At 67.1% G+C, this 23,532-nt stretch carries 21 protein-coding genes; 14 read left to right on the top strand and 7 right to left on the bottom strand.

Annotation, left to right across the window (positions count from 1 at the left end; all coding sequences use genetic code 11):
• The first annotated feature begins 5 nt into the window (after nt 1-5).
• Nucleotides 6-4,061, top strand: coding sequence for a type VII secretion protein EccCa (eccCa, locus tag OG405_RS22080; RefSeq protein WP_327148371.1), 4,056 nt, complete (start codon nt 6-8; stop codon nt 4,059-4,061).
• A gap of 20 nt (nt 4,062-4,081) precedes the next feature.
• Here the strand turns inward: eccCa and OG405_RS22075 are convergent, their stop codons facing one another.
• Both OG405_RS22075 and OG405_RS22070 read right to left on the bottom strand, forming a co-directional pair.
• Nucleotides 4,082-4,693, bottom strand: a complete 612-nt coding sequence (locus OG405_RS22075) for a GNAT family N-acetyltransferase (RefSeq protein WP_327148370.1) — start codon at nt 4,691-4,693, stop codon at nt 4,082-4,084.
• Between the two features lie 3 nt (nt 4,694-4,696).
• Complete coding sequence (locus OG405_RS22070; protein WP_327148369.1) at nt 4,697-5,503, bottom strand: GntR family transcriptional regulator; 807 nt, start codon at nt 5,501-5,503, stop codon at nt 4,697-4,699.
• Between the two features lie 172 nt (nt 5,504-5,675).
• On the opposite strand from OG405_RS22070, the gene OG405_RS22065 reads away from it, so the two are divergent.
• Nucleotides 5,676-6,176, top strand: a complete 501-nt coding sequence (locus tag OG405_RS22065; RefSeq protein ID WP_327148368.1) for a DUF4254 domain-containing protein — start codon at nt 5,676-5,678, stop codon at nt 6,174-6,176.
• 66 nt (nt 6,177-6,242) lie between these two features.
• On the opposite strand, the gene OG405_RS29295 is transcribed toward OG405_RS22065, so the two are convergent.
• Entirely contained in the window at nt 6,243-7,661 is a 1,419-nt protein-coding gene (locus tag OG405_RS29295; RefSeq protein ID WP_442790778.1) for a nucleotide-binding protein, read from the bottom strand.
• Nucleotides 7,662-9,045: 1,384 nt separating this feature from the next.
• On the opposite strand from OG405_RS29295, the gene infA reads away from it, so the two are divergent.
• The 9 genes from infA (at nt 9,046) to OG405_RS22015 (ending at nt 15,175) form a co-directional block, all read left to right on the top strand.
• Nucleotides 9,046-9,267, top strand: a complete 222-nt coding sequence (gene infA / locus OG405_RS22055; protein ID WP_003418601.1) for a translation initiation factor IF-1 — start codon at nt 9,046-9,048, stop codon at nt 9,265-9,267.
• Nucleotides 9,268-9,376: 109 nt separating this feature from the next.
• Entirely contained in the window at nt 9,377-9,490 is a 114-nt protein-coding gene (gene rpmJ / locus OG405_RS22050) for a 50S ribosomal protein L36 (RefSeq protein WP_025347279.1), read from the top strand.
• A 191-nt stretch (nt 9,491-9,681) separates the two neighbouring features.
• The gene (gene rpsM, locus OG405_RS22045; protein WP_030522614.1) at nt 9,682-10,053 is read left to right on the top strand and encodes a 30S ribosomal protein S13; all 372 of its coding nucleotides are present in this window, start codon (nt 9,682-9,684) and stop codon (nt 10,051-10,053) included.
• Between the two features lie 10 nt (nt 10,054-10,063).
• Entirely contained in the window at nt 10,064-10,477 is a 414-nt protein-coding gene (gene rpsK, locus OG405_RS22040) for a 30S ribosomal protein S11 (protein ID WP_030522613.1), read from the top strand.
• 24 nt (nt 10,478-10,501) lie between these two features.
• The gene (gene rpsD / locus OG405_RS22035) at nt 10,502-11,107 is read left to right on the top strand and encodes a 30S ribosomal protein S4 (protein ID WP_327148366.1); all 606 of its coding nucleotides are present in this window, start codon (nt 10,502-10,504) and stop codon (nt 11,105-11,107) included.
• 98 nt (nt 11,108-11,205) lie between these two features.
• Nucleotides 11,206-12,264, top strand: a complete 1,059-nt coding sequence (locus OG405_RS22030) for a DNA-directed RNA polymerase subunit alpha (RefSeq protein WP_327148365.1) — start codon at nt 11,206-11,208, stop codon at nt 12,262-12,264.
• Between the two features lie 129 nt (nt 12,265-12,393).
• Nucleotides 12,394-12,918: a 50S ribosomal protein L17 gene (rplQ, locus tag OG405_RS22025; protein ID WP_327148364.1), complete on the top strand. Its 525-nt coding sequence runs from the start codon at nt 12,394-12,396 to the stop codon at nt 12,916-12,918.
• 179 nt (nt 12,919-13,097) lie between these two features.
• Nucleotides 13,098-13,916, top strand: a complete 819-nt coding sequence (truA, locus tag OG405_RS22020; protein WP_327152445.1) for a tRNA pseudouridine(38-40) synthase TruA — start codon at nt 13,098-13,100, stop codon at nt 13,914-13,916.
• Nucleotides 13,917-14,347: 431 nt separating this feature from the next.
• Nucleotides 14,348-15,175, top strand: coding sequence for an LLM class F420-dependent oxidoreductase (locus OG405_RS22015; protein ID WP_327148363.1), 828 nt, complete (start codon nt 14,348-14,350; stop codon nt 15,173-15,175).
• Nucleotides 15,176-15,221: 46 nt separating this feature from the next.
• Here the strand turns inward: OG405_RS22015 and OG405_RS22010 are convergent, their stop codons facing one another.
• Nucleotides 15,222-15,572, bottom strand: a complete 351-nt coding sequence (locus OG405_RS22010) for a metal-sensitive transcriptional regulator (RefSeq protein ID WP_442790590.1) — start codon at nt 15,570-15,572, stop codon at nt 15,222-15,224.
• 127 nt (nt 15,573-15,699) lie between these two features.
• Between OG405_RS22010 and OG405_RS22005 the strand changes: the two genes are divergently transcribed.
• Both OG405_RS22005 and OG405_RS22000 read left to right on the top strand, forming a co-directional pair.
• Nucleotides 15,700-16,509: an S-methyl-5'-thioadenosine phosphorylase gene (locus tag OG405_RS22005; RefSeq protein WP_327148362.1), complete on the top strand. Its 810-nt coding sequence runs from the start codon at nt 15,700-15,702 to the stop codon at nt 16,507-16,509.
• A gap of 43 nt (nt 16,510-16,552) precedes the next feature.
• Nucleotides 16,553-17,113: an NADPH-dependent FMN reductase gene (locus OG405_RS22000; RefSeq protein ID WP_327148361.1), complete on the top strand. Its 561-nt coding sequence runs from the start codon at nt 16,553-16,555 to the stop codon at nt 17,111-17,113.
• A 95-nt stretch (nt 17,114-17,208) separates the two neighbouring features.
• Here the strand turns inward: OG405_RS22000 and eccE are convergent, their stop codons facing one another.
• Entirely contained in the window at nt 17,209-18,813 is a 1,605-nt protein-coding gene (gene eccE / locus OG405_RS21995; protein WP_327148360.1) for a type VII secretion protein EccE, read from the bottom strand.
• On the opposite strand from eccE, the gene eccB reads away from it, so the two are divergent.
• Nucleotides 18,797-20,449 (top strand): type VII secretion protein EccB, encoded by a 1,653-nt coding sequence (gene eccB / locus OG405_RS21990; RefSeq protein WP_327148359.1) that lies wholly within the window; start codon nt 18,797-18,799, stop codon nt 20,447-20,449. The genes eccE and eccB overlap by 17 nt on opposite strands.
• 61 nt (nt 20,450-20,510) lie before the next feature.
• On the opposite strand, the gene mycP is transcribed toward eccB, so the two are convergent.
• Together mycP and eccD are read right to left on the bottom strand one after the other, a co-directional pair.
• On the bottom strand, nt 20,511-21,872 hold the full coding sequence (gene mycP / locus OG405_RS21985) for a type VII secretion-associated serine protease mycosin (protein WP_327148358.1): 1,362 nt from the start codon (nt 21,870-21,872) through the stop codon (nt 20,511-20,513).
• 41 nt (nt 21,873-21,913) lie between these two features.
• Nucleotides 21,914-23,380 (bottom strand): type VII secretion integral membrane protein EccD, encoded by a 1,467-nt coding sequence (gene eccD, locus OG405_RS21980; protein ID WP_327148357.1) that lies wholly within the window; start codon nt 23,378-23,380, stop codon nt 21,914-21,916.
• Nucleotides 23,381-23,532: the final 152 nt, after the last annotated feature.

The raw sequence follows: 23,532 nt of genomic DNA, 5'->3' as shown, positions 1-23,532 counted from the left end.
GAACCATGGCTACCGAAGGTTTCGTGCGCCGTCCCCGCATCGCCCCGCCCCGGGCTCCCGGCGGTGAGGTCGCGCTGAGCGCACCGCCGGAGGTGCCGCGTGCCGTCCCTGCACCGCTGATGATGAAGATCATGCCGGTGGTGATGGTGGTCGCGGTGATCGGCATGATCGCCATGATGGCGATGATGGGCCGGAACCTGCTCGCCAACCCTTTCATGATGATGTTCCCGATGATGATGATCATGTCTATGGTGGGCATGATGGCCGGATATCGCGGGGGCGGGGGTAAGCGCGCGGTCGAACTGAACGAGGAACGCAAGGACTACTTCCGATACCTGGACCAGGTTCGCCGGGATGTGCGGCGCACGGGTGGCAAACAGCTCGAATCGCTGAGCTGGAGCCATCCCGAACCCGCCGATCTGCGGTCGCTGGTGGGGACGCGCCGGATGTGGGAGCGCCGCCCGAACGACCCTGATTTCGGCCATGTCCGGGTCGGTGTGGGCAGTCATCGTCTCGCCACCAAGCTCGCCCGCCCGGAAACCGGGCCGCTCGAGGATCTGGAACCGGTATCCACCGTCGCGCTGCGCCGCTTCGTGCGCACGCACTCGGTGGTGCACCAGTTGCCGACCGCGGTATCTTTGCGCGCCTTCCCTGCCATCAATATCGGTGGTGACCCGGCGGAGTCGCACACCTTGATGCGCTCGATGCTCATGGAGTTGGCGACCTTCCACGGTCCGGACCATCTGGCCATCGCGGTGGTCTGCGGCGAACCCGACGCACCGATCTGGTCGTGGGCGAAATGGCTGCCGCATCTGCAACACCCGACCCAGCGCGACGGTATGGGTTCGGTGCGCATGATGTACCAGTCGCTCGGTGAACTGGAAACCGCGCTGTCGTCCGAGCTGATCGAGCGCGGCCGGTTCATGCGTAATCCGCAACCGACGCAGGGCCGGCTGCATCTGGTCATCGTGATCGACGACGGCTACGTCAACGGCAATGAGCGGTTGGTCGCTGAATCGGGCTTGGATTCGGTGACCGTCCTGGACCTCACCGCTCCCGAAGGCGGCCTGGCGGCCCGGCGTGGTCTGCAACTGGTCTGCGCGAATCAGGAAGTGTCGGCCAAGAGCGCGGCCGGGGTCGAGCGTTTCGCCGCGGCCGACGATGTGAGTATCGCCGAGGCCGAGGCGTTCTCCCGGGCGCTGGCCCGGTTCCGGCTCGCGACCGCGGCGCAGATCGTGAGCCTGGGGGAGGGCACCACGACCGACCCTGGACTGATGGCACTGCTGAAGATCTCCGATGCCGCCCAGATCGACGCGGCCCGGGTCTGGCGCCCGCGTACCGCCCGCGAGCGGTTGCGGGTGCCGATCGGTATCACCCCCGACGGAACGCCGGTCGAGATCGATATCAAGGAGTCCGCGGAGAACGGTATGGGCCCGCACGGTCTGTGTATCGGCGCGACCGGTTCGGGGAAGTCGGAGTTCCTGCGCACCCTGGTGCTCTCGATGGTCACCACGCATTCGCCCGACGCCCTGAACCTGGTCCTCGTCGACTTCAAGGGCGGTGCGACCTTCCTGGGCCTGGACCCGCTACCGCACGTCGCGGCGGTCATCACCAACCTGGAAGAGGAACTCTCCCTGGTCGACCGTATGAAGGACGCGCTGGCCGGTGAGATGAACCGCCGCCAGGAGTTGCTGCGATCCTCCGGTAACTACGCCAATGTCACCGACTACGAGAAGGCTCGGGCGGCCGGTGTGCCACTGGACCCGCTACCGGCCCTGTTCGTCGTGGTCGACGAGTTCTCCGAACTGCTTTCGCAGAAACCGGATTTCGCGGAGCTGTTCGTGATGATCGGCCGACTCGGCCGCTCGCTGCACGTCCACCTGCTGTTGGCCTCGCAGCGTCTCGAGGAGAACAAACTGCGGGGGCTGGAATCGCATCTGTCCTATCGGATCGGTTTGCGTACGTTCTCGGCCAACGAATCCCGCGCGGTCCTGGGCATCACCGATGCCTACCACCTGCCTAGTGTTCCCGGGTCCGGCTATCTGAAGAGTGACGCATCCGATCCGTTGCGGTTCAACGCCAGCTACGTATCGGGTCCGTACGAGGCGCCGCAGGGAACAGTGACCGGTGAGGACGGTAGTCCGGTCGCCCGGCAGCGTCCGGCCGTGTTCACCGCGGCACCGGTCGATTCGCCCGAAACCGTGACCGCTGCGGACGCGGGGGCGTCCGCCGCGGTCAACCCGCTACTCGAACTGCCGCCCCCACCTTCGCAGGTGGGAGCCGGTGGCGCGGACAGCGAGGGTGTTCCGGACTCGCTGCTCGACGTCGTGGTCAAACGGCTTACCGGTCACGGCCGCTCCGCCCATGAGGTGTGGCTGCCACCGTTGGACGAGTCGCCCACGGTGGATATGCTGCTGCCCGATCCGGATTGGCGGTCGTCGGTCAACCGGCACGGCCAGTTGTGGATGCCGATCGGCGTCATCGACAAACCCTACGAGCAGCGGCGCGATGTGCTCACCATCAATCTCGCCGGCGCGCAGGGCAATGTCGCGGTCGTCGGCGGGCCGCAGTCGGGTAAATCGACCGCTCTGAGGGCGATCGTCATGGCCGCCGCCGCCACGCACACGCCCGAACAGGTGCAGATCTACTGCCTGGATTTCGGCGGCGGCAGCATGACCGGCCTGGTCGGGCTCCCGCACGTCGGTTCGGTGGCCGGTCGTCTCGACGGGGATCGGGTGCGCCGGACGATCGCCGAACTGACCTCCCTCATGCGCCAGCGCGAAGAGCGGTTCGCCGAGCAGGGTATCGAGTCCATGGCCGAATACCGCCGCCGCAAATTCGCTGCCCTGCAACAGGGCATCACCGATCCGTTCCCCGAGGACCCGTTCGGCGATGTGTTCCTGGTGATCGACGGCTGGATGGCCATCCGGGAAGAGTTCGATGTATTGGAACCGCAGATCAATGCCATTGCCGGACAGGGGCTCTCGTTCGGTATCCATCTGCTGATCGGTGCCTCACGCTGGGCCGAGATCCGGCCGGTGGTCAAGGACCAGATCGGTACCCGGATCGAGCTACGCCTCGGTGACCCCTCCGATTCGGAGATGGGCCGCCGGGTCGCCCATCAGGTGCCGGTAGGGCGGCCCGGCCGCGGTCTCACCGCCGATCACTTGCATATGCTCATTGCGTTGCCGCGACTGGATTCCGACTCCGAAACGTCGAACGTGGCCGAGGGGGTCACTCGGGCCCGCACCGAACTGACGCAGCTGTACCCGAACCGCCGCGCTCCCCAGGTCCGGATGCTGCCGTTGAAGTTCGAGCGCGCCGAACTGCTCGAACAGGCGCAGACGGAGGGTATCGAGTCCAGCGCCACCAAGATCGTGGTGGGTCTGGGCGAATCCGAATTGCAACCGATGGTCATGGATTTCAATGCCGAACCGCATTTCATGGCATTCGCGGATGTCGAATGCGGAAAAACCACTCTGCTGCGCAATATCGTCATGGGGATCACCGAGAATTCCACCGCCGAAACGGCCCGGGTGATCATGATCGACTATCGTCGCACCATGCTCGGTGTCATCGACGGCGATCAGCTGGCCGGATATTCCACGTCCTCGCAGACCTGCGCGCCGATGATCAAAGAGGTCGCGACATATCTGGCCAAGCGAATTCCCGGTTCCGATATCACCCCGCAGCAGTTGCGCGAGCGCAGCTGGTGGAGCGGACCGGAGATCTATATCGTGGTCGACGATTACGATATGGTCGCCACCGGCAGCGCGAATCCTTTCCAGCCGTTGATCGAATTCCTGCCGCAGGCACGTGATATCGGTATGCACCTGGTCATCGCGCGCCGGGTCGGCGGGGTGTCGCGGGCCCTGTACGACCCGATTCTGAGCACGATGAAGAATATGTCCGTGGAGACGCTGATCATGAGCGGGTCCAAGGACGAGGGTAAACTGATCGGCGATGTGCGTCCTACCAAGTTGCCGCCGGGCCGCGGCACCCTGGTCTCGCGCAGCCGCGGGATCGAGATGGTGCACATCGCCCATCTCGATCCATTGTAAGACCCCCGCTCCGGTACCGGTCAGCCGGAAACCGGCAAGACGATCGGATCACGCGCCAGCTGAGTCATCGGGAAGCCGGCCGGGGTACTGATCGGACCGCCCTCGAGCAGCCAGTCGTCGACATGCCGTTCGAACAGTGCGCACGAGGGGCTCGGGTCCCGGGGGGCGGCCACCCGGACCAACCGGAATCCGGCCCGCCGGTAGTAGGCGTGCAGGTCGGTATTGGCGGTCCACGCGTCCAGTCGTACCCAGCGTCGGCCGTGGGCCCGGGCGAGTGCGGCAGCATGCGCGAGCAGTCGCTGGCCGACGCCGTAACCCGCGAAGCGGAAGTCCACGATCAGGTAGTGCACGATCAGCGCGTCGGCCAGTTCCGCGCTCGTCCACAGTTCCCGGTCGGCGCGGTCGTTGATGGTGATCGTTGCGGCCGGTTCGCCGTCCACCTCTGCGATCCAGGTCTCCCACGCCGCCACAGCACGGCTCACGGCACGCGCGAAATAGTCGATCGACAGCCCGGCCGCCCGGGTAGACCATTGGTCCGAACCGCGGGCGGCAAGCCACGAGGATCGTTGCAGCCGCAGGCGGCGAATCAGCGCCAGGTCATCGAGGACGGCCGGCCGAATCTGCACGGTCATGAGCTAGAACCATATCTCGGACCGATCGGTCTGATCCAGCATGTCACGGATCACCGCGGTTCCGGCCGAATCGCCGAGTTCATAGGCCAGCCGGTTGCTCGCCGCGATGGAACGATGACGCGTCACCCGGGTGACGCGCTCGTGATTGGCGCCGATCCGGAGATGGTCCAATAGCACGGTGCCGATGGCGACTCCGAGTACCGAGGCCTCTTCAAATCCGGCCGGGCGCGCTACCAGCGAATCCCGGTGTGCGGTCTCGCCCTGCCCGCGTTCGGCGAGCCGGCGTGTCGTGCCCTCGGCGATATCGTGTGGCGAATCGATCCCGGTGGCCTCGGCCAGATCGCGCGGATAGAAGCTCACTTCCCAGGACCACGGCTCGTTATCGAGGAACTGTACGACCGTCCGGGCCAGCACCCACGAGGACACCGGGACGCCCAGCCACTGCGCGACACGCTCGTCCGCGGGTTCCATCCGGGCACTGAATTCCTTGGTCGGCACCCGGCCGGCGGCGCGTGCGATCTCCTCGAAGATGTCGTGCCCCGCCCGCGGCCGATCGGGGCGGATGTGGTCTGTGACCACCGATTCCAGCACTTCCCGGCTGCGGACGATGGTGCCCCGAGAGGTAGCCGTATAGACAAGATTCTCGGTAACGAGTACCTGGATCGCGTTACGTGCGGTGGTGAGCGAAACCTTCATCTGCTCGGCTAATTCGGCGTGACTGGGCAGGCGATCCCCCGGTTGCCACTTGCCTGTTCGTATCTCCTCGCGGAGGTGGTCCGCGATCCGCCGATACGTCGGACCGTCCGCCATCGTGCTCCTCGGGTGGACTTCAGATAACGAAGTGTACGCTTTTCGTGATCGGGGGGGCCTGTATCGCTTGACAGTGGCCTTCTGCGGTTTATTGTAATCAACGTACTGACCCGGTGTTGTGCGGCGATCGAACGGCGAGGCAACCGTGACAGGTTCGGATACAACAGTCGTAATGGCTCTTCCCGGCGCCCAGCGCGGTGCTGATCTTTCGGCGCAGAACGGGTCTTCCGGTCCGCTGCCGAATTCGGACCTACTGGTGCGCGCGGCGCGCGGACACCGGGTGGTCGGGGGTCAGCTGCTCTGGTACGCCCGGGATCTGGCCGTACTCCATGAGCGCAGATTGGTCGGCCGTGGCGGGTCGATCGTCACCGATCCCGACCGTCTGGTCGAGATCGACAGGCGCCGTATGGAACTGGTGCTGGCCATTGACGATTGGGTGGGGCGCAATGTCCCGCAGCACCGGCTCGGTGTCACCCTGCATACCGAGACCGTCGGCGCGATCATCGACCGGCTGGCCGAATCCGCGGTCCGCGCGCACCACGCACTGATGACTCTGGGCGCCGATGATGAACTACTGCACAGCGCCTGGCATCACCTGGCCGAACTGGCCGATGCCTACGACGCGCTGGTGGGCGATGTAGTGGCCGGAAGGCGCCGCCTGCCGGAGTGGTGACACCCCGGGCCGGTCGCCGCCACGGCCGGCTTCGGGGTCCACTCCGCGAGCTCGGACGAGCGGGGGTCAGCCTCCCGGGTGCGGCCGGTAACTCTGCGTGAAATCGTCGGCTACCGTCGCAGCCAGCTCCACGTACGCGCGCTTGGTCTGCTTCTCCAGCCGCAGCAGGTCGATCTCGGCGCCCTCGGACATATGCGGGTCGAACGGGATCATGTGCACGGCCCGGCAGCGCGACAGAAAATACTGCCGCAATTGCTGCACGTCGATGTTCGGAGTGCCGTCGCGCGGTGAGTTGATCACCACCACGGCGTTCTGCACCAGATGGTGGTAGCCGTGCAGCGAGAGCCAGTCCAGCGTCGCCGACGCGCTCTGCGCACCGTCGATCGCGGTGGGGGAGATGAGCACCAGCGAATGCGCCAACTGCAGTACACCTGCCATCGCCGAATGCATCAGGCCGGTACCGCAGTCGGTCAGGATGATGTTGTAGAACCGCTGCAGGATCCGGGCCACCGCCCGGTACTCGTCCTCGTTGAACGCTTCCGACGCGGCCGGATCCCGTTCGCTGGCCAACACTTCCAGGCGGCTGGTGGCCTGCGAGGTGTGTCGCCGCACATCCGAATAGCGTTCGATCGCCGGATCGAGAAGCAGATCGCGGACCGTCGACCGCGTCTGCAGCGGAACCCGCTGCGACAACGTGCCGAAGTCGGGATTCGCGTCGACCGCGATCACCCGGTCGCCGCGTACCGAGGCGAAAGTCGAACCGAGGCCGATGGTGGTGGTTGTTTTTCCGACACCGCCCTTGAGTGAGAGCACAGCGATCCGGTAGTCCCCGCGCACCGGTTGCCGGATCCGCGCCACCAACTCCTGCAGCCGTCGCTCCTCGGCCGACATACCGGGATTGATCCGGCCGCCGGAAGCGTGATGTACCACTTTGCGCCAGCCCTGGCCGGAGGTCTTCTTCGCCCGGCGCACCGCGACATCCTCCAGGGAGGGCACGGAGCCCCCGGCGCCGAACTGCGCTGGGTTCTGCTGCCACTGCTGCGGGGGCGGTCCGCCCTGCGGCCGGGCCGGGACACCACCCTGCTGCTGCCACCCGGGAGCGCCGCCCTGCTGCTGCGGTTGCTGCTGCCATTGCGGGGCCGCGGGGTTGTACTGAGCCGGAGCCGGGCCGGGAGCCTGCTGCTGCGGTCCCGGGTGCTGCTGCCACTGCTGGTGCGGACCGGGTATCTGCGGCCCCGGCGGCGGTGCGATGGGCTGCCGTGGACGGCTCTGCTCGGGCGCGTACGACTGCCGGCCCGCGCCGGAAGAAGAGGCTTCGGGCGCGGGCCACTGTTGCGGATTTCCCTGGCTGGGCGGCGGTGCGGGGCGGTCCGCCAGGCCCGGGCCTCCGGTGTAGGCGCTGTGTGGCGGCGGAGCATTTTCCGGCGCGCGGGTGGATTCGGCCGGGCCGGTCCACGGTGCCGGGGGGTACTCCGGTGCGGTCAAAGGATCCGGCGTTCCGAAGGACTCCGGAGCGGGGGCGGATTCCGGCGGCGTGCGGGTGTCTGAGACCGGTTCGAGATCAGCAGGTTCCGTGGGGCCGGGGAGGGGAGGTGTGGCCCCCTCAGTGGGGGCCGGCGCAGTGGGGGCCGGAGGCGGATCGGGCAGCCGTCGCAGCGGTTGCTGCTGGGGCGCTGCCGCCTCGGAGATCGAGGTCGCGGTGGGCGGCGGGTCCGGCAGAGGCGGGGGCGGCGGCAGGATCAACGGCTGTGCGGGCGGTGCTCCTGCCATTCCGTCGGCCCGCGCGTTCGCCGGAGGCTCGGGGTGCCGAGGAATGGGATGGTGCGGGCGCAAACTGTCGAACTCCGGCGCGGGCTCGCCGGGATGAGGCAACGGCAACCCCGGCGGCTCGGACGCTGGGGCCCGGAACGAATTCGGCGGGGCGGCCGAGGGTGCCAGGTCGGCGTCCGGGTTCCACTGCGGGCCGGGGCCCGGTGGAGCCGGGATCTCGGGACGGTCGGCCGGCGGATACTGCGCCGGTGGCGCGTCCTGCTCGGCCTGCTGGAACGGGTCGGAAACGGTATGACGGGCGACCTCGGCGTCCACGGATCGTTGGTCCTGGGGTGTGGTCCACTCGTGGCGGCCGGTCGCCTCGGCCCAGTCGTTGCGCTGCGCGGGCCGTGGGCCGTTGGTGTTCGGCAGGAGCTCCCCGACGCGGTCCTCCAGGGTCGGCTGATCCTTCTTGTTCCGGAACCAGCCCTTGCCCTTTTTCTTGTCGACGTCGGACCGATCGTCGCCTCTCCCACCGCGACGGGAGAAGAAGCCCTCCGGCGGCTCGGGGGTCTCGGGAATGACCTCGTCCTGGGGGAGATTCTGGACCGGCGGTGGCTCGTAGTTGCGGAAATTCCCCTCGCCGACCCCGGTGACCTCGGTATCGGCCAGCCATGGCGGCAGCATGGGGAGGCCGTCGTTGCTGCGGCTCACCGGTCCCCTCCTGAATGGTCGACCTCGGACAGCGGCCAGTTTACGCGACAAGTACCGTTGCACTCAGTGCCGGGGAGATACTGCACTCGGTGCCCGGCGGGAGTTGCACTCGGTGCCGGGGAGGGACTGCACGTCGGTGCGGGGAGTGGCAACACCCGGGCCGGGGGATCGGGTCCGGACCACGCGACGCATCGCGGGGAGTACCCCTTTTTGCCCGATCACATACCTACCGGTAAGCTGGCCAGGCGGTGTATCAAAGCGCCGCCTGTTCGTGTGCGATCGGTTGTCGTGTTCGCCGCCTGCGCACGGTGTGCCGCATTAGCGTCGCATCGCTGTGTTGCGGCTGGTCCAGCGGGCAGTACCAGGCAATCAGACCAGGTTGAGTGTAACCGGGATCGCGGAGGATATGGCGAAGAAAGACGGGGCCATCGAGGTCGAGGGGCGGGTTGTCGAGCCGTTGCCGAATGCGATGTTCCGGATCGAGCTCGAGAACGGGCACAAGGTCCTCGCGCATATCAGCGGCAAGATGCGCCAGCACTACATCCGCATCCTGCCGGAGGACCGGGTCGTCGTCGAGCTGTCACCGTACGACCTGTCCCGCGGTCGGATCGTCTACCGCTACAAGTGAACGAGTGGGCCCCGGCTCGCTCTCCGAGATTTCCCCGGTCGTCCCCGACCGGGGTCAACTGTGTCCACACCTGTAACCGGTGTGGGCCGCTACGAAAGATTGGACGGACGTGAAGGTTCAGCCGAGCGTCAAGAAGATCTGCGAGAAGTGCAAGGTGATCCGGCGTAACGGCCGAGTCATGGTGATCTGCGACAACCTGCGGCACAAGCAGCGGCAGGGCTGACACCGGGCCTGAGCACCGAACGCGGTTCGGACTGGCACGCAGAAGAACTCCCAGCTCCAGCCGCACACTGAGGATTTTTCCGGGGTGACCCGGAAGGTGTGCGTGCCTACCCCCGGAACGGAGGCCGGGGCCCCACCAGACGAGGGGACGGACAGGGAGCAGACCTCCGCAACAATTAAGGAAACTGCCAGATGGCACGTCTCATGGGCGTCGACCTCCCGCGCGAGAAGCGCATGGAGATCGCACTGACCTACATCTACGGCGTCGGTCGTACCCGCTCCAAGGAGATCCTGGCCGCGACGGGTGTCAGCCCGGATCTGCGCTCGAAGGATCTCACCGACGAGCAGGTCACGCAGCTGCGTGACTACATCGAGGGCTCGTCCCTCAAGGTCGAAGGCGACCTGCGTCGCGAGGTCCAGGCCGATATCCGTCGCAAGATCGAGATCGGCTGCTACCAGGGTCTGCGGCACCGCCGTGGCCTCCCGGTCCACGGCCAGCGCACCAAGACCAACGCGCGCACCCGCAAGGGCCCGAAGCGCACCGTCGCCGGCAAGAAGAAGTAGGGGATAAGCGATGCCTCCGAAGTCCCGGGCCTCCGGCCCGAAGAAGAGCCAGAAGTCGCGCCGCAGGGAAAAGAAGAACGTTCCCCACGGCCACGCGCACATCAAGAGCACGTTCAACAACACGATCGTGTCCATCACCGATCCTTCCGGCAACGTCATCTCCTGGGCGTCGTCGGGCCATGTCGGGTTCAAGGGTTCGCGCAAGTCGACCCCGTTCGCCGCGCAGCTGGCCGCCGAGAACGCGGCCCGCAAGGCGCAGGAGAACGGCGTGAAGAAGGTCGACGTGTTCGTCAAGGGCCCGGGTTCGGGCCGCGAGACCGCGATCCGTTCGCTGCAGGCCGCCGGCCTGGAAGTGGGCACCATTTCCGATGTCACCCCGCAGCCGCACAACGGCTGCCGTCCGCCCAAGCGGCGTCGCGTCTAATAGCGGGAAGGAAGGTACAGCACAATGGCCCGTTACACCGGACCCATCACCCGCAAATCGCGTCGCCTGCGCGTCGACCTGGTAGGCGGTGACCAGGCTTTCGAGCGTCGCCCCTACCCGCCCGGCCAGCACGGCCGCGCGCGGATCAAGGAGAGCGAGTACCTGCTCCAGCTGCAGGAGAAGCAGAAGGCACGCTTCTCCTACGGCGTCATGGAGCGGCAGTTCCGCCGGTACTACGAAGAGGCCAACCGCCTCAAGGGCAAGACCGGTGACAACCTGCTGCGTCTCCTCGAGACCCGGCTGGACAACGTCGTGTACCGCGCCGGTCTGGCCCGTACCCGTCGTCAGGCCCGCCAGCTCGTCAGCCACGGCCACTTCCTGGTGAACAACAAGAAGGTCAACGTGCCTTCTTTCCAGGTCACCCAGTACGACATCATCGATGTCAAGGAGAAGTCGCTGCCGACCCTGCCGTTCCAGGTGGCACGCGAGACCGTCGGTGACCGTCCGGTCCCCGGCTGGCTCCAGGTCATCCCGGGCCGGTTGCGCATCCTGGTGCACTCGGTGCCCGAACGCGCGCAGATCGATGTACCGCTGCAGGAACAGCTGATCGTCGAGTACTACTCGAAGTAATCGGCTGTGCCGCTGGTGCGGGTCGTCGAGGTGACGGCCCGCACAACCCCTAGACGAGGCGTCAAATAGCGGGCGCCCAAAACAGGAGGATTGATCCCATGCTGATTTCCCAGCGTCCGACCCTCACCGAAGAGGTCATCGCCGACAACCGGTCGAAGTTCACCATCGAACCGCTCGAGCCGGGCTTCGGGTACACCCTCGGTAACTCGCTGCGGCGCACCCTGCTGTCCTCGATCCCGGGGGCCGCGGTGACCAGCATCCGCATCGACGGCGTTCTGCACGAGTTCACCACCGTGCCCGGGGTGAAGGAAGATGTCACCGACATCATCCTGAACCTCAAGGGCCTGGTCGTGTCCTCGGAGGAGGACGAGCCGGTCACCATGTACCTGCGCAAGCAGGGCCCGGGGACCGTCAGCGCCGATGACATCGTGCCGCCTTCGGGTGTCGTCGTGCACAACCCGGATATGCATATCGCCACCCTGAACGACAAGGGCAAGCTCGAGATCGAGCTGGTCGTCGAACGCGGTCGCGGTTATGTCCCGGCGGTGCAGAACAAGGCGACCGGCGCGGAAATCGGCCGGATCCCGGTGGATTCGATCTACTCGCCGGTGCTCAAGGTGACCTACAAGGTCGAGGCGACCCGTGTCGAACAGCGCACCGACTTCGACCGGCTCATCCTGGACGTGGAGACCAAGAACTCCATCAGCGCCCGGGACGCGCTCGCCTCGGCGGGCAAGACCCTGGTCGAGCTGTTCGGCCTGGCCCGTGAGCTGAACGTCGAAGCCGAAGGCATCGAGATCGGCCCCTCCCCGGCCGAGGCGGATCACATCGCCTCCTTCGGGCTGCCGATCGAGGATCTGGACCTGACGGTCCGCTCCTACAACTGCCTGAAGCGCGAGGGTGTGCACACCGTCGGCGAGCTGGTGGCGCGGACCGAATCGGATCTGCTGGATATCCGTAACTTCGGCCAGAAGTCCATCGACGAGGTCAAGGTCAAGCTGCACGCGCTGGGCCTCTCGCTCAAGGACAGCCCCGCCTCGTTCGATCCGTCGAGCGTGGTCGGCTACGACGCGAGCACCGGAACCTGGTCCGACAGCGGCACTTTCAGCGATAACGACGGCGGCGAGCAGGATTACGCCGAAACCGAACAGCTCTAGGCCACCGCAGGGGTAGGCACCCGCGTAGGCCTTGCGCCCGCGACGTGAGCGCGCGGTCCGCTGCCGGGAAACTCGACATACAACGCAGCGACCGCCTCACACGCCGCACATACACAAGGAGAACCCACAATGCCCAAGCCCAAGAAGGGTGCTCGCTTCGGCGGGTCGGCGTCGCACCAGAAGGCGATCTTCGCCAATCTGGCCACGGCGCTCTTCGAGCACGGTCGCATCACGACCACCGAGGCCAAGGCCAAGGCGCTGCGCCCCTACGCCGAGAAACTGGTCACCAAGGCCAAGGCCGGAACGCTGGCCGACCGCCGCGAGGTGCTCAAGGTGATCCGGAACAAGGACGTCGTACACGATCTCTTCGCCGAGATCGGTCCGTCGTTCGAGGGCCGCAGCGGCGGCTATACCCGGATCGTCAAGACCCTGCCACGTAAGGGCGACAACGCCCCCATGGCGATCATCGAGCTGGTCCGGGAACAGACCGTGACCAACGAGGCCGATCGCGCTCGCCGGGTCGCCGCGTCGAAGCAGGTCGAGGAGCAGGCCCCCGAGGCCGAGACCGAGACCGCTGCCGAGGTCACCGAGGCTCCGGCCGAGGAAGCCGCGGCCGATGACAAGGCCGACGAGAAGGCCGACGACAAGGCGTAATTCGCCTGCCGAAGGGCACGGTCCGCCATGTCCACGGTTCGTCGACGAGCCCGCCGCCCTCCGGGGCGCGCGGGCTCGCCCCGTTTCCAGAGGAGTATCCGGTGAGCGAAAAACCACGGGTCGTGGCGGACGACGTCGCCGCAACGGCCGACCCGGCCGCGGAGTCCGGGGCGCAGCCGGTGCCGCCGACCGCACGGATTCGGCTGGATATCTCCTACGACGGCACCGAGTTCCAGGGATGGGCCCGACAGCCCGGCTTCCGCACCGTCCAGGGGCTGCTGGAGGAATCACTGGGCAAGGTGTTGCGCGAGCCGGTGCAACTGACGGTCGCCGGGCGCACCGATGCCGGAGTACACGCCGAAGGACAGGTGGCTCATCTCGACACCGCGGCGGAGGTGGACGCGGACAAACTGATCCACCGGATGGCGAAATTCCTGCCCCGGGACGTGCGAATCACCGGAATCCGGCCGGTTCCCGCCGAATTCGACGCTCGCTTCTCGGCGATCCGCCGCCACTACGTCTATCGCCTGACCACCGCGCGCTACGGCGCCGACCCGCTCTCGGCACGTAGCGTTGTGGGCTGCCGCCCGGTCGATCTCGAAGCTATGCGCACCGCCTCACACGCCCTGCTGGGTCTGCACGATTTCGCGGCCTTCTGCCGTCGCCGCGAAGGCGCGACCACTGTTCGCGAACTGCAGCGCTACGACTGGGAGCGAGAGGGCGATCGGCTGCACGCCCACGTGAGTGCCGACGCCTTCTGCTGGTCGATGGTGCGCAGCCTGGTGGGCGCGGTCCTCGCGGTCGGGGCGGGGCGGCGGACGCCGGAATGGGTCGCGGGGCTGCTCGCCGAAAGGAGCCGGTCGAGTTCGGTGACGGTGGCGCCGGCGCACGGGCTGAGCCTGGTCGCCGTCGACTATCCGGCCGAATCGGAATTGGCGGCCCGTAACGCACAGACCAGGGAGACGCGCTCGGTCCCCACCGGCGACTGCTGTATTTGATTGCGGCGCCTTCGGCGCCGCGGGTCGGGGCCCTCGTGACCCCGGTTCTTCACTCCTTCGCTCAGTCGCTGCGCTCCATCGCTTCGTCGCTCCAGAACCGGGGCGGGCCCCGACTGTGGAGGCGGATCATCCGGAGTAGCGGCAGGTCTGGGCGAACGGTCGCGATCTCTGGATGGCCGACCGTGCGTCGCACGCGGTCGGTCGCTACGTTGCTCCGGAATCGGGCCCCGGCCGTCAACGCGGTTCTTCTGTCGCAGGCTACGGGTGGGCTGTGAAAACTGGTATCACCAGGGGGTTTCGAATGTGGTTGGCGGAGGATGCGCGTGGTGGGCCGCTCGTTCACGTGATCGGCCGGTGGCGCGGTGGCGCGGGATCGCGGGGATAGGGTCGGGGCTGGAATAGGTCCCTTCGACGACAAGGTTGCGGTAGTTATGACGATCGATCTCGGACGATACGGCGTATGGCGCTACTACAAGCTGTTCACCCCGGAGGCGGCGGCGGAACTGGAGCGATCGGGCTACGGCGCCCTGTGGCTCGGCGGCTCGCCCACTCCCGACCTCCCGGTCGTGGAGGACCTGCTGGCGGCCACCGACGCGTTGAAGGTCGGCACCAGCATCGTCAACATCTGGACCGCGCCCGCCGACGTGGTCGCCGAATCCTTCCACCGGATCGAACAGCGGTTCCCGGGCCGTTTCGTACTCGGTATCGGTTGTGGCCACCCGGAAGCCGACAAACCCTACCGGTCACCCTACGAGGCGTTGGTCGAGTACCTCGACGCATTGGACGCCGCCGAGGTCCCGGTATCCGGCCGGATGCTCGCGGCGCTCGGCCCCAAGGTCCTGAAATTGGCGGCGGACCGCACCGCGGGTGCCCTGCCGTATCTCACCACGCCGGAACACACCGCGCAGGCCCGCAAGACTGTCGGTGACGCACTGCTGGTCCCCGAGCAGAAGCTGGTCGTCGACGCCGATCCCGAGAGTGCTCGCGCTACCGGGCGCACCGTGGTGGAGATGTACCTCGGCCTGCGCAACTACACCACCAACCTCCAGCGCCTCGGCTACACCGACGAGGACATCGCGAAACCGGGCAGTGATCGTCTGCTGGACGCGCTCGCTGTGCACGGATCCGCCGAGCAGGTCGCCGAGCAGGTCCGCGGCCATATCGAAGCGGGCGCCGACCACCTGGCTCTTCAGCCGCTCGGCGAGGACTACCTGGCCACGTTGCGCGCTCTGGCGCCGCTGCTCACTCAGCAGGCTTGATTCCGGCGGGTGGGCCGCTCGGCGCCGGGCGGCCCACCCGGGGAACTCAGGAACGAACGAGCCGCGCGATCGCGTCGGTGGCTTCCTTGATCTTGGCCTGGGCATCCGGGCCGCCGGCGACCGCGGCGTCGACCACACAGTGACTGATATGGTCCTCGAGCAGCCCCATCGCGACCGCTTGCAACGCCTTCGTCATGGCGGAGACCTGGGTGAGGATATCGATGCAGTACTTCTCCTCCTCCACCATCCGCTGCAGGCCGCGCGCCTGGCCCTCGATCCGGCGGAGCCGTTTGAGGTAGTCGTCCTTGGCGGTTATATAGCCGTGGCCCGCGTGCTCGTGGGTGTGGCCGGTAGCCGTCTCGTCGGCGGATCCCGCCGGGGTGGGTGTGGAAGTCACCGATTGTCTCCTCTGCGCCGGTCGAGAGGACCGTTCATACCCCCCGAGGGTACATGTCCAGGCGGGGCTTGTCAGGTACGGGCCCTCGCTGGTGCGCCCATGGACCGGACGCGGAACAATCGAGACCATGACTTCCCCGGATCGACCCGCGCTGGCCGTCATCGGCGGTAGTGGATTCTACGATTTCTTCGACGGCGCGACGGACGCGGTCACGGTGCGAACCCCCTACGGAGACCCGAGCGCGCCGATCGCCGTCGGCGAGGTGGAGGGTCGCCCGGTCGCATTCCTGCCGCGCCACGGAGCGCGCCACGAATACTCCCCGCACACGGTGCCCTACCAGGCCAATATGTGGGCACTGCGTTCGCTCGGCGTGCGCCGGATCTATGCTCCCTGCGCGGTCGGCAGCCTCCGGCCGGACTGGGGGCCGGGCGCCGTAGTCATCCCGGATCAACTCGTCGACCGCACCTCCGGCCGCGCGCAGACCTATTTCGACGGCAACGGTATCCACGTCTCCTTCGCCGACCCCTACTGCGCGGATCTACGCGCCACCGCGGTGAAATCCGCCGACAGCGCTGTGCACGTCCACCCGCACGGCACCATGGCCGTCATCCAGGGGCCCCGCTTCTCCACCCGGGCCGAGAGCCGATGGTTCGCGGCCCAGGGCTGGGATCTGGTGAATATGACCGGCTATCCGGAAGCGGTCCTCGCCCGCGAACTGGAGATGTGTTACGCGGCGATCGCACTGGTCACCGACCTGGACGCGGGTGTCACCGAAGGCGAAGGCGTCCGGGCCGCCGAGGTGTTCGCCGAGTTCGAACGCAATGTCGGGCCGTTCAAAGAACTCGTCCACGGCGCCGTCGCGGCGGTCGCCGATACCGAGACCTGCGAGCACTGCCGGATCCACGCCGGGGTCGCGCTGCCGTTCGAACTGCCCTGATCCGATCCCGCCTTACCGCCCGATCGCGGGATAGTCTCGTCCGGTGGATACGCCCCTCCGGCTAGAGGTGATCGTCGCCAGCGTCCGGCCCGAACGTTTCGCGCCCGTGGTCGCCGATTGGTTCGTGCGCACCGCGCGCAGCAGCCCCGAATTCGATACCGGCGTCATCGATCTGCTGGACACCCCGCTGCCGCTGGATCTCACCGAAACCCCCGCCACCGCCGGATTCCGGGAAAGACTCGCGGCCGCGGACGCCTTCGCGGTGGTGACCTCGGAGTACAACCACGGCTATCCGGCCTCGGTGAAAACCGCGTTCGACAGCGCCAAACACGAATGGCGGGCCAAGCCGGTCGGTTTCGTCTCCTACGGCGGACTCTCGGGCGGATTACGCGCGGTGGAACAACTTCGGCAGGTGGTGGCCGAGATCCATATGGTCTCGGTGCGGGAGTCGGTCAGCTTCCACCGCGCGCGTAAGCAGTTCGACGCCGCGGGGAACACCGGCGACGGCGCCGCCATCGACGCCGCGGACCGGATGCTCAACCAGCTCGCTTGGTGGGGCCGGGCTCTGCGCGGCGCCCGCGGCGCCCGCGCATACCCGGGCTGAGCTGTGTTCAGGGCATTCGGCGTCGCGCGGTCGGGGCCTCGGATGAGGCGGGCGCCGTTCGCGACCCGGGGTGTCGCCCAGGCTCGGTCGGATCTCTAGTGGCGTTGGGGCCGGGCCGGTACGGCCTGACGGGTGCGGGGTTCGCCGATATAGGTGTGTTCCCTGGGGATCGAGACCAGGTTCAGCGGGATCTGGGTGGTGGTGGTGCGGACGACCACCCGGTTGCCGATCGCGCCGGGCTGCTGGATCGACAGGTCCGGTTTGGTGGCCGGCCAGCCCATTGGGTCGCCGGTGACGTAGATGGTGGTGATACCGGCGTGCGGCGCGGGCGCGAGCACACCGTCGACAACGGTCGCGGTGAACATGGCGTCCGACTGGTGCATTTCCACGGCCAACATCAGCCGTTCCGGGTTTCCGATCGTCTCGATCAGCTGGTGCCAGGCCTGTGGGCGATCGGTGCGGATCAGGATGCGTTCGCCCACGGCCAGCGCCCGGAACACCAGCTGCTGCGCGAGATACAGCTCGCCGGCCACATACACCGACGAGATACCGGCGCCCACGAGGCGCAGCGCCACACCGTTGCCCTCGTCGTCCGAACCGATGAGCTGTCCGCAGCCCGACGACGGCAGTGCGAGTGCGTCGAGCACCTCGATCGGGTACTCGGCGGTCGGCACCACATCCTCGGCATCGGGGATACCGATCGGCAGATGTGCGAGCAGCCCGGCGCGGTGACGCCCGTTCATCGACACCATGCCCTTGGACACGGTCTTCTCGGGCATTTCCCGCAGGGTCGAACGCCATGCCGCGCCGACGTGCACGGTATCGGCGGTGCTGCCGGGCCGCAGCCGCACCGCGACCGTGGTACCGCGGGATTCGGCCACCCACACCTGCGAGAGTATCTCCGAACCCAGCTCTTTCGGGTCGATCGCCGCACCGATGTTGACGCTGTTGCCGAGCTCGGCGTATCGCCAGCGATGGGCAAGCTCGCGCGCGTCGGCGCCGTTGAGCACCTGCCGGACGGCAGCCCGGATCTCCGAGGCGGTCAGCACTCGCGATCCGCAGCCCGCGTCCTCCAGCGTCCGGACGATCCGCTGAGTCGCGATGGTCACCGAACGCGCGGCTCCCTCGTCACCGCCGCCGCGCCGGTTCGCGGCGCCGGGGCAGTCGACCATATCGAACCCGATCGCCAACCAGACCGTGCGATACGCGGTGGCCGGCAGCGGGCCCAGCAGGGTTTCGTAGATGGCCCCGGCGGGCGTGCCCGAACGGCTGCGGTGGCCGTGGCTGATGATATCGATTCCGCTGAGCAGGATGTCGTGCTGGGCGAGGCAGGCCGCCAGTTCCGCCATCGGCAGGAGATGGGATGCGTGCACCGCGCTGCGGTCGATCCGGGTGAGCCCGCCGCGCGGCGGCAGTACCTCGACCACCGCGACAACCCGGCTCTCGTCCCAGTACAGACCGAGCGATCGATCGTCGGGTCCGCGGAAGTCGTTGCTGTCACCGATCCGGTATTCGCGATGGGACCGGTATTTCCACCAGGTAGCGACCCAATCCAGCAGAACCCGCCGACCGACCGTGACGAGCGGGACACAACCGACCGCCACGGCGACTCCCAGCGCGATCCACACGTTCGCGGCGAAGAAGAGCACGATCGTCCCCGCGACGAGCGCGAACAGCTGCGCGATGAGCAGGTTGCGCATGGAGATCCGCCCGAAAAGCAAGCTGCGCCTGCGCCCCACTGCGGCTGGAACGGCCATCAGAGTCCCCCAGGTACCCGGTGTCGGCCTGTTATCGGCGGCCGAGCTGAACTACGTCCCCGGGAACTGTACTGTGTTCGGCGAGTACGAGCACAGTTCGGGGGAGACGATGCCTTCAAAGCCCACAACCAGGTGGCAGATCAGCGGTTACAACTTTCTGGTCCGCCGGATGGAGCATGCGCTGGTGCGGCGGGATGTGCGAATGTTGCACGATCCCATGCGTTCCCAGGTGCGCTCCTACGTCGTGGGTCTGGTCCTGGCCGTGCTGGTCCTGGCCGGCTGTGGTGTGCTGGCCCTGCTCCGACCACAGGACAAGATCGGTCAGAACACGATCCTCATCGGTAAGGAATCCGGTTCGGTCTATGTGGTACTCAACGATGTGGTGCACCCGGCACTGAATCTGGCGTCGGCCCGGCTGGCGGCCAACGAGGCACCGGATGCCGCGATCGTGAAAGAGGCCGAGGTCGGTAAGAAGGCCCGCGGTCCGCTGATCGGTATCCCGGGCGCCCCCAGCGCCATCCACTACGACGCGGCGGGTAACGGCCGGCAGTGGACGATCTGCGACGAGATGAAGACCGACGGAAGCGGGGACCGCACCACCTCGGTACTCGCGGGTGGACTCGAGCTCGGTGCGAAGGCTTCGGTCATGGATCCGGGTAAAGCGCTGCTGGTGCAGGGCGAGAACCACACTTATCTGATCTACGACCGCAAACGCGCGCGTATCGATATGACCGACCGCGCGGTGACCGACGCCCTGAAGATCACCGGCGCTACCCCACGCCCGGTGAGCGAAGGTCTGATCAACGCGATCCCCGAGGTGCTGCCCGTTATCCGGCCCGCTATCGCCGATGTCGGTGGTGCTCCCGGATTCGAGGTCAGCGGTCACCGCATCGGTGACGTCGTGCAGGTCGGCAATTCGGGCACCGAATACCACGTGGTCCTCGCCGACGGGTTGCAGCCCATCTCGGCACTGACCGGGGAGATCATCCGCAACTCCAACCCGCAAACTCCGGGCGACGACCGGATCGACCAGCGCGAGCGCACCGACGCCCCGGTCTCGGAGGCGTTGCAGGTCGGCGACTACCCGCAGACCGCCCCGGCCGTACTCGAGGGCAAGGACCATCCGGTGGGTTGCCTGTCGTGGAAACCGATCCCGGAAGCGGGCGAAAACACCGGTACCCGGGCCGGACTCGCGGTTGTCACCGGAGTGAGCCTGCCGATGCCCGACAAAGCGAAACTGGTGCCGCTCGCCCAGGCCGACGGGTCGGGCCAGAACGTCGACTCCGCCTATATGGCGCCCGGTACGGGAGCCTATGTGCAGAGCACCGGAATCGAACCGGACAGCAGGCGTAAGGACAGCATCTTCTATATCGCCGATACCGGTGTGCGCTACGGCATCAAGAACGCCGACGCCGCGAAGGCGCTCGGCATGCCGGAGAAGGCCGAACCCGCGCCCTGGCCGATCGTCGGACTACTGGCTCCGGGGCCGACTCTGGGCCGGGAAGAGGCGCTCGTCGCCCACGACGGGGTCGCTCCGGATCCGTCGCCGGCGGACCAGGCTGTCGCCTCCACGAAGTAGACGCCGGGCTCTGGTCGAACTCGGAGTTCGCGGGGTCGCCGTAACACCGGACAGAGCACCGTCAGGCGTCGTCCTCGCCCACCCCGAACCGGCGCCGGGCCGGGAACGATGCCAGGTAGCCGATGATCAGGCCACCGCCGATTATTCCGCTACCGACCAATGCCACGTTGCGAGCGGTGTGATCCGGCGGTGTGGGCGGCGCGGGCACCGCGAGCTGTCTGCTGACGGCCGGGCTCGGTTTCTTGGGGCGAAGCTCGGCCGGGACCTCGTTGGTCAAGGCCGCGATCGGGTCGATCGCGCCATATCCCACATAGGGATTCCAGCCTTCGGCCGGTGCGTGCGCGGTGGCCTGGATCCGTTTCATGACTTCCACCGCGGACAGGTCGGGGAAGCGCGAGCGGACCAGAGCGACGACTCCCGAGACATAGGGAGCGGCGAAACTTGTGCCGTTGATGGACTTGTTCCCCTGGGAACCCTGTGTGCCGTGGATGACGCCGGGCCCGTTCGAATCCAGCGATACGATGTTCTCGCCGGGTGCGGCGACACTCAACCACGGCCCGGGGACGGTGAATTCGGACGGCGCGCCGTTATTATCGATGGAGCCGACCGCGAGGACCAGATCGTCGTAGCGGGCCGGGGTGACGTTGACCGTCGTGTTACTCCAGGGATCCGCGGCAGGATCGAGGGGGTCCAGGATGCCGGTATTGCCCTTGCAGTTGTCATTGTCGGTGTTGCCGGCGGAGGTCACGACCACGGCGTTCTTGGTGTGGACCGCGTAGTCCAGTGCCGCGCCGAGCGAACCGTCGGAGATCGGGCCGGCACTACAGGCGACCTCGGAAATATTGATCACGGTCGCACCCATATCCGCTGCTCGGCGGATGGCTTGCGCCATGGTCGCGACATTGCCGTACCCCTCTTTGGAGAGGTCTTCCGGCGATTTGGTGGCATTGCTGCCTGCTTTGACGTACTTATCGCTCGTCTGGCGGATGGTGAGAATGCTCGCGGCCGGCGCTACACCGGAGAAGCCCTCGTTGAGGAGTTTGCTCGCGCCGATGATGCCGGCCACGATCGTTCCGTGCGCGTCGCAGTCCTCGGTGCCGTCCCCGCTGTTGGCCACGAAATCCCCGCCGGGACGTAAGTCGGCCAACCGGGGATGGCGGGCGACGCCAGTATCTATCACCGCGACGACCTGGCCGGCGCCTTCGGAGAACTGCCACGCTCTCGGCAGGTCGAGAGCTGCCTGCGCGGGTGGAACGGTGGGACCGCCGCCACCGGAAACGGTGTTGTTGCACGGCGCATTCGCTTTGCGTTCGGTCGCCTGCGCGGGTTTCGCCGGGTCACCGGCCGGTAACTGGCCGGGGTCCACGGGTGCGGGCCGGTCGGCGTGGGCCACCGGATACCCGAGCCCCAGCGATGCGCTCATACCGAGCACCGCGGCCACCGCCGCGGCGCGGACTCCTCGGTTCACAGCCCGCGGACGAGGGAGTAGAGATCGGCCACCCAGAACACGAGCGGCAGTACGGCGGCCACGAAACCGTATTCGATCAGTTCGGCGGCCCGCCGCATCGGCGGGGTCGCCGTCTGATTGGGGACGATGATGCCGAGGATCAGCGCCGCGATCAGCATGACCAGCGCGACTCCGAAGGCGGCCAGCGGAAGATCGGTCACGAACGCCATCCCCACCAGCATGGCCAGCAGGATCGCCGCGCCACCCGCGATCAGGATCACCGCCTGTTCGGCGCCGGCGTAGGTGCGGCTGCGGAACATCAGGACCGCCGCGCACACCAGCGCGAGTGCGATGCCCGGCCAGAAGAACCCGCCGCCGGCCGGATCGGTCGCGACCAGTGCGCCGACCACGGTGACCAGTGTGGTGGCCGAGACCAGACCGCTCAGATAGGTCCGTGCCCGAGCCGATTTCGCGTGCAACGCGTCGAGGGTCGGCAATGCCCGGTGGTCGTCGGGATCGTCCTCGGTGGGGTCGATCGGGGTTCCGGGCGAGGGCACCGGCGGCAGTGGCAGTTTCGCCAGCATCATGGAGATACGCGGGGCCAGTGACAGTGCGCCGAGCCCCACGGCCGCCACCACCGCGCCGACCGCCTTCATCGGTTGCGCGGTGAGCAGCCCGACCAGTGCGGAGGGGACCGCGAACAATGCGACGGTTCCGGCGCCGATGAACAGTCCGAGCCCCACTCCGGTGACCCGCCAGGCCAAGATCGCTGTGGCCCCGAGCAGGGTGGAACCGAGCAGCATATGGGGCCAGTCGTAATGGTCCGGCACGATCAGCATGCCGCCGGTGAACGCCAGCGGGAGCGCGCAGCCGCCGAGTACCAGCGATGTTTTCGGGTCTCCGTACACCCGGCTGAGGACCATCGCCCCGACCACCAGCAGCACCGCCACACCCAGTGCGATCGTGCCGGTGATCCAGCCGGGCAGGGCATCCGGCGATGCCAGCAGCCCGGTGCAGCCGGCCAGGATGGTGAGTACCGCGAGTACCGATCCGGTGATCCGTGCCGTGTCCGGGTTCCAACCGCGGAAATGCTCGGAATCGGCGACGGCGACGTTGTACATGATGTCGTCGAAGAGCGGGGTCGGCGCGGTATGCGCCGAGTTCTCCAGCATCAGCAGTTCGCCGTCACGTACCCCCTGCTCGCCCAGACTGAGCGAGTTCGACAGCGGCGGCTGGCCGATCCGGGCCAGAACCCAGTCCGCGGGTTCGTATCGTTCGCCCTGGTTGTCGAAATCGTTGGTTCTGCTGTGCGCGGCGATCATATCGACGACACTCGGGATCACCAGGGCAACCGGTACATCGACCGGAATTGCCATATCGACCTGAGTGTGTTTGGCCAGAATGGTGACCCTGGTGAGATCCGGTGCGCGGACTATACCCCGCGAGGAATCTTCCTCCAGATGGTCGAGTCGCGCATGCGTCACGCTTCCCCCAAGTTGATTCGCTACCCTGCTCGTTTCCCGCATTCTCCCAGGAGATCGCGGGTTGCGTGCCCTCGTCCCGGCCAGCAGAATGCAGGTCGAACTGTACGACATGTTCGCGGCTGCCTCTACACTGAGCCCGAACATCGCATGGC

The organism is Nocardia sp. NBC_01329 (assembly GCF_035956715.1).
Taxonomy (GTDB): Bacteria; Actinomycetota; Actinomycetes; order Mycobacteriales; family Mycobacteriaceae; genus Nocardia.
Note: the sequence above shows the minus strand (reverse complement) of the source record. Positions and strands in the feature narration are given on the sequence as shown.

What these genes read in the sequence shown, in the direction of transcription:
- mycP (WP_327148358.1), bottom strand. Translation starts at nt 21,872, where the DNA reads ATGAGCGCATCGCTGGGGCTCGGGTATCCGGTGGCCCACGCCGACCGG.
- OG405_RS22005 (WP_327148362.1), top strand. Translation starts at nt 15,700, where the DNA reads ATGACTTCCCCGGATCGACCCGCGCTGGCCGTCATCGGCGGTAGTGGA.
- OG405_RS22030 (WP_327148365.1), top strand. Translation starts at nt 11,206, where the DNA reads ATGCTGATTTCCCAGCGTCCGACCCTCACCGAAGAGGTCATCGCCGAC.
- eccE (WP_327148360.1), bottom strand. Translation starts at nt 18,813, where the DNA reads ATGCGCAACCTGCTCATCGCGCAGCTGTTCGCGCTCGTCGCGGGGACG.
- OG405_RS22015 (WP_327148363.1), top strand. Translation starts at nt 14,348, where the DNA reads ATGACGATCGATCTCGGACGATACGGCGTATGGCGCTACTACAAGCTG.
- rpsM (WP_030522614.1), top strand. Translation starts at nt 9,682, where the DNA reads ATGGCACGTCTCATGGGCGTCGACCTCCCGCGCGAGAAGCGCATGGAG.
- rpsK (WP_030522613.1), top strand. Translation starts at nt 10,064, where the DNA reads ATGCCTCCGAAGTCCCGGGCCTCCGGCCCGAAGAAGAGCCAGAAGTCG.
- OG405_RS22075 (WP_327148370.1), bottom strand. Translation starts at nt 4,693, where the DNA reads ATGACCGTGCAGATTCGGCCGGCCGTCCTCGATGACCTGGCGCTGATT.
- rpsD (WP_327148366.1), top strand. Translation starts at nt 10,502, where the DNA reads ATGGCCCGTTACACCGGACCCATCACCCGCAAATCGCGTCGCCTGCGC.
- infA (WP_003418601.1), top strand. Translation starts at nt 9,046, where the DNA reads ATGGCGAAGAAAGACGGGGCCATCGAGGTCGAGGGGCGGGTTGTCGAG.
- eccCa (WP_327148371.1), top strand. Translation starts at nt 6, where the DNA reads ATGGCTACCGAAGGTTTCGTGCGCCGTCCCCGCATCGCCCCGCCCCGG.
- rplQ (WP_327148364.1), top strand. Translation starts at nt 12,394, where the DNA reads ATGCCCAAGCCCAAGAAGGGTGCTCGCTTCGGCGGGTCGGCGTCGCAC.
- OG405_RS22070 (WP_327148369.1), bottom strand. Translation starts at nt 5,503, where the DNA reads ATGGCGGACGGTCCGACGTATCGGCGGATCGCGGACCACCTCCGCGAG.
- OG405_RS22065 (WP_327148368.1), top strand. Translation starts at nt 5,676, where the DNA reads ATGGCTCTTCCCGGCGCCCAGCGCGGTGCTGATCTTTCGGCGCAGAAC.
- eccB (WP_327148359.1), top strand. Translation starts at nt 18,797, where the DNA reads ATGAGCAGGTTGCGCATGGAGATCCGCCCGAAAAGCAAGCTGCGCCTG.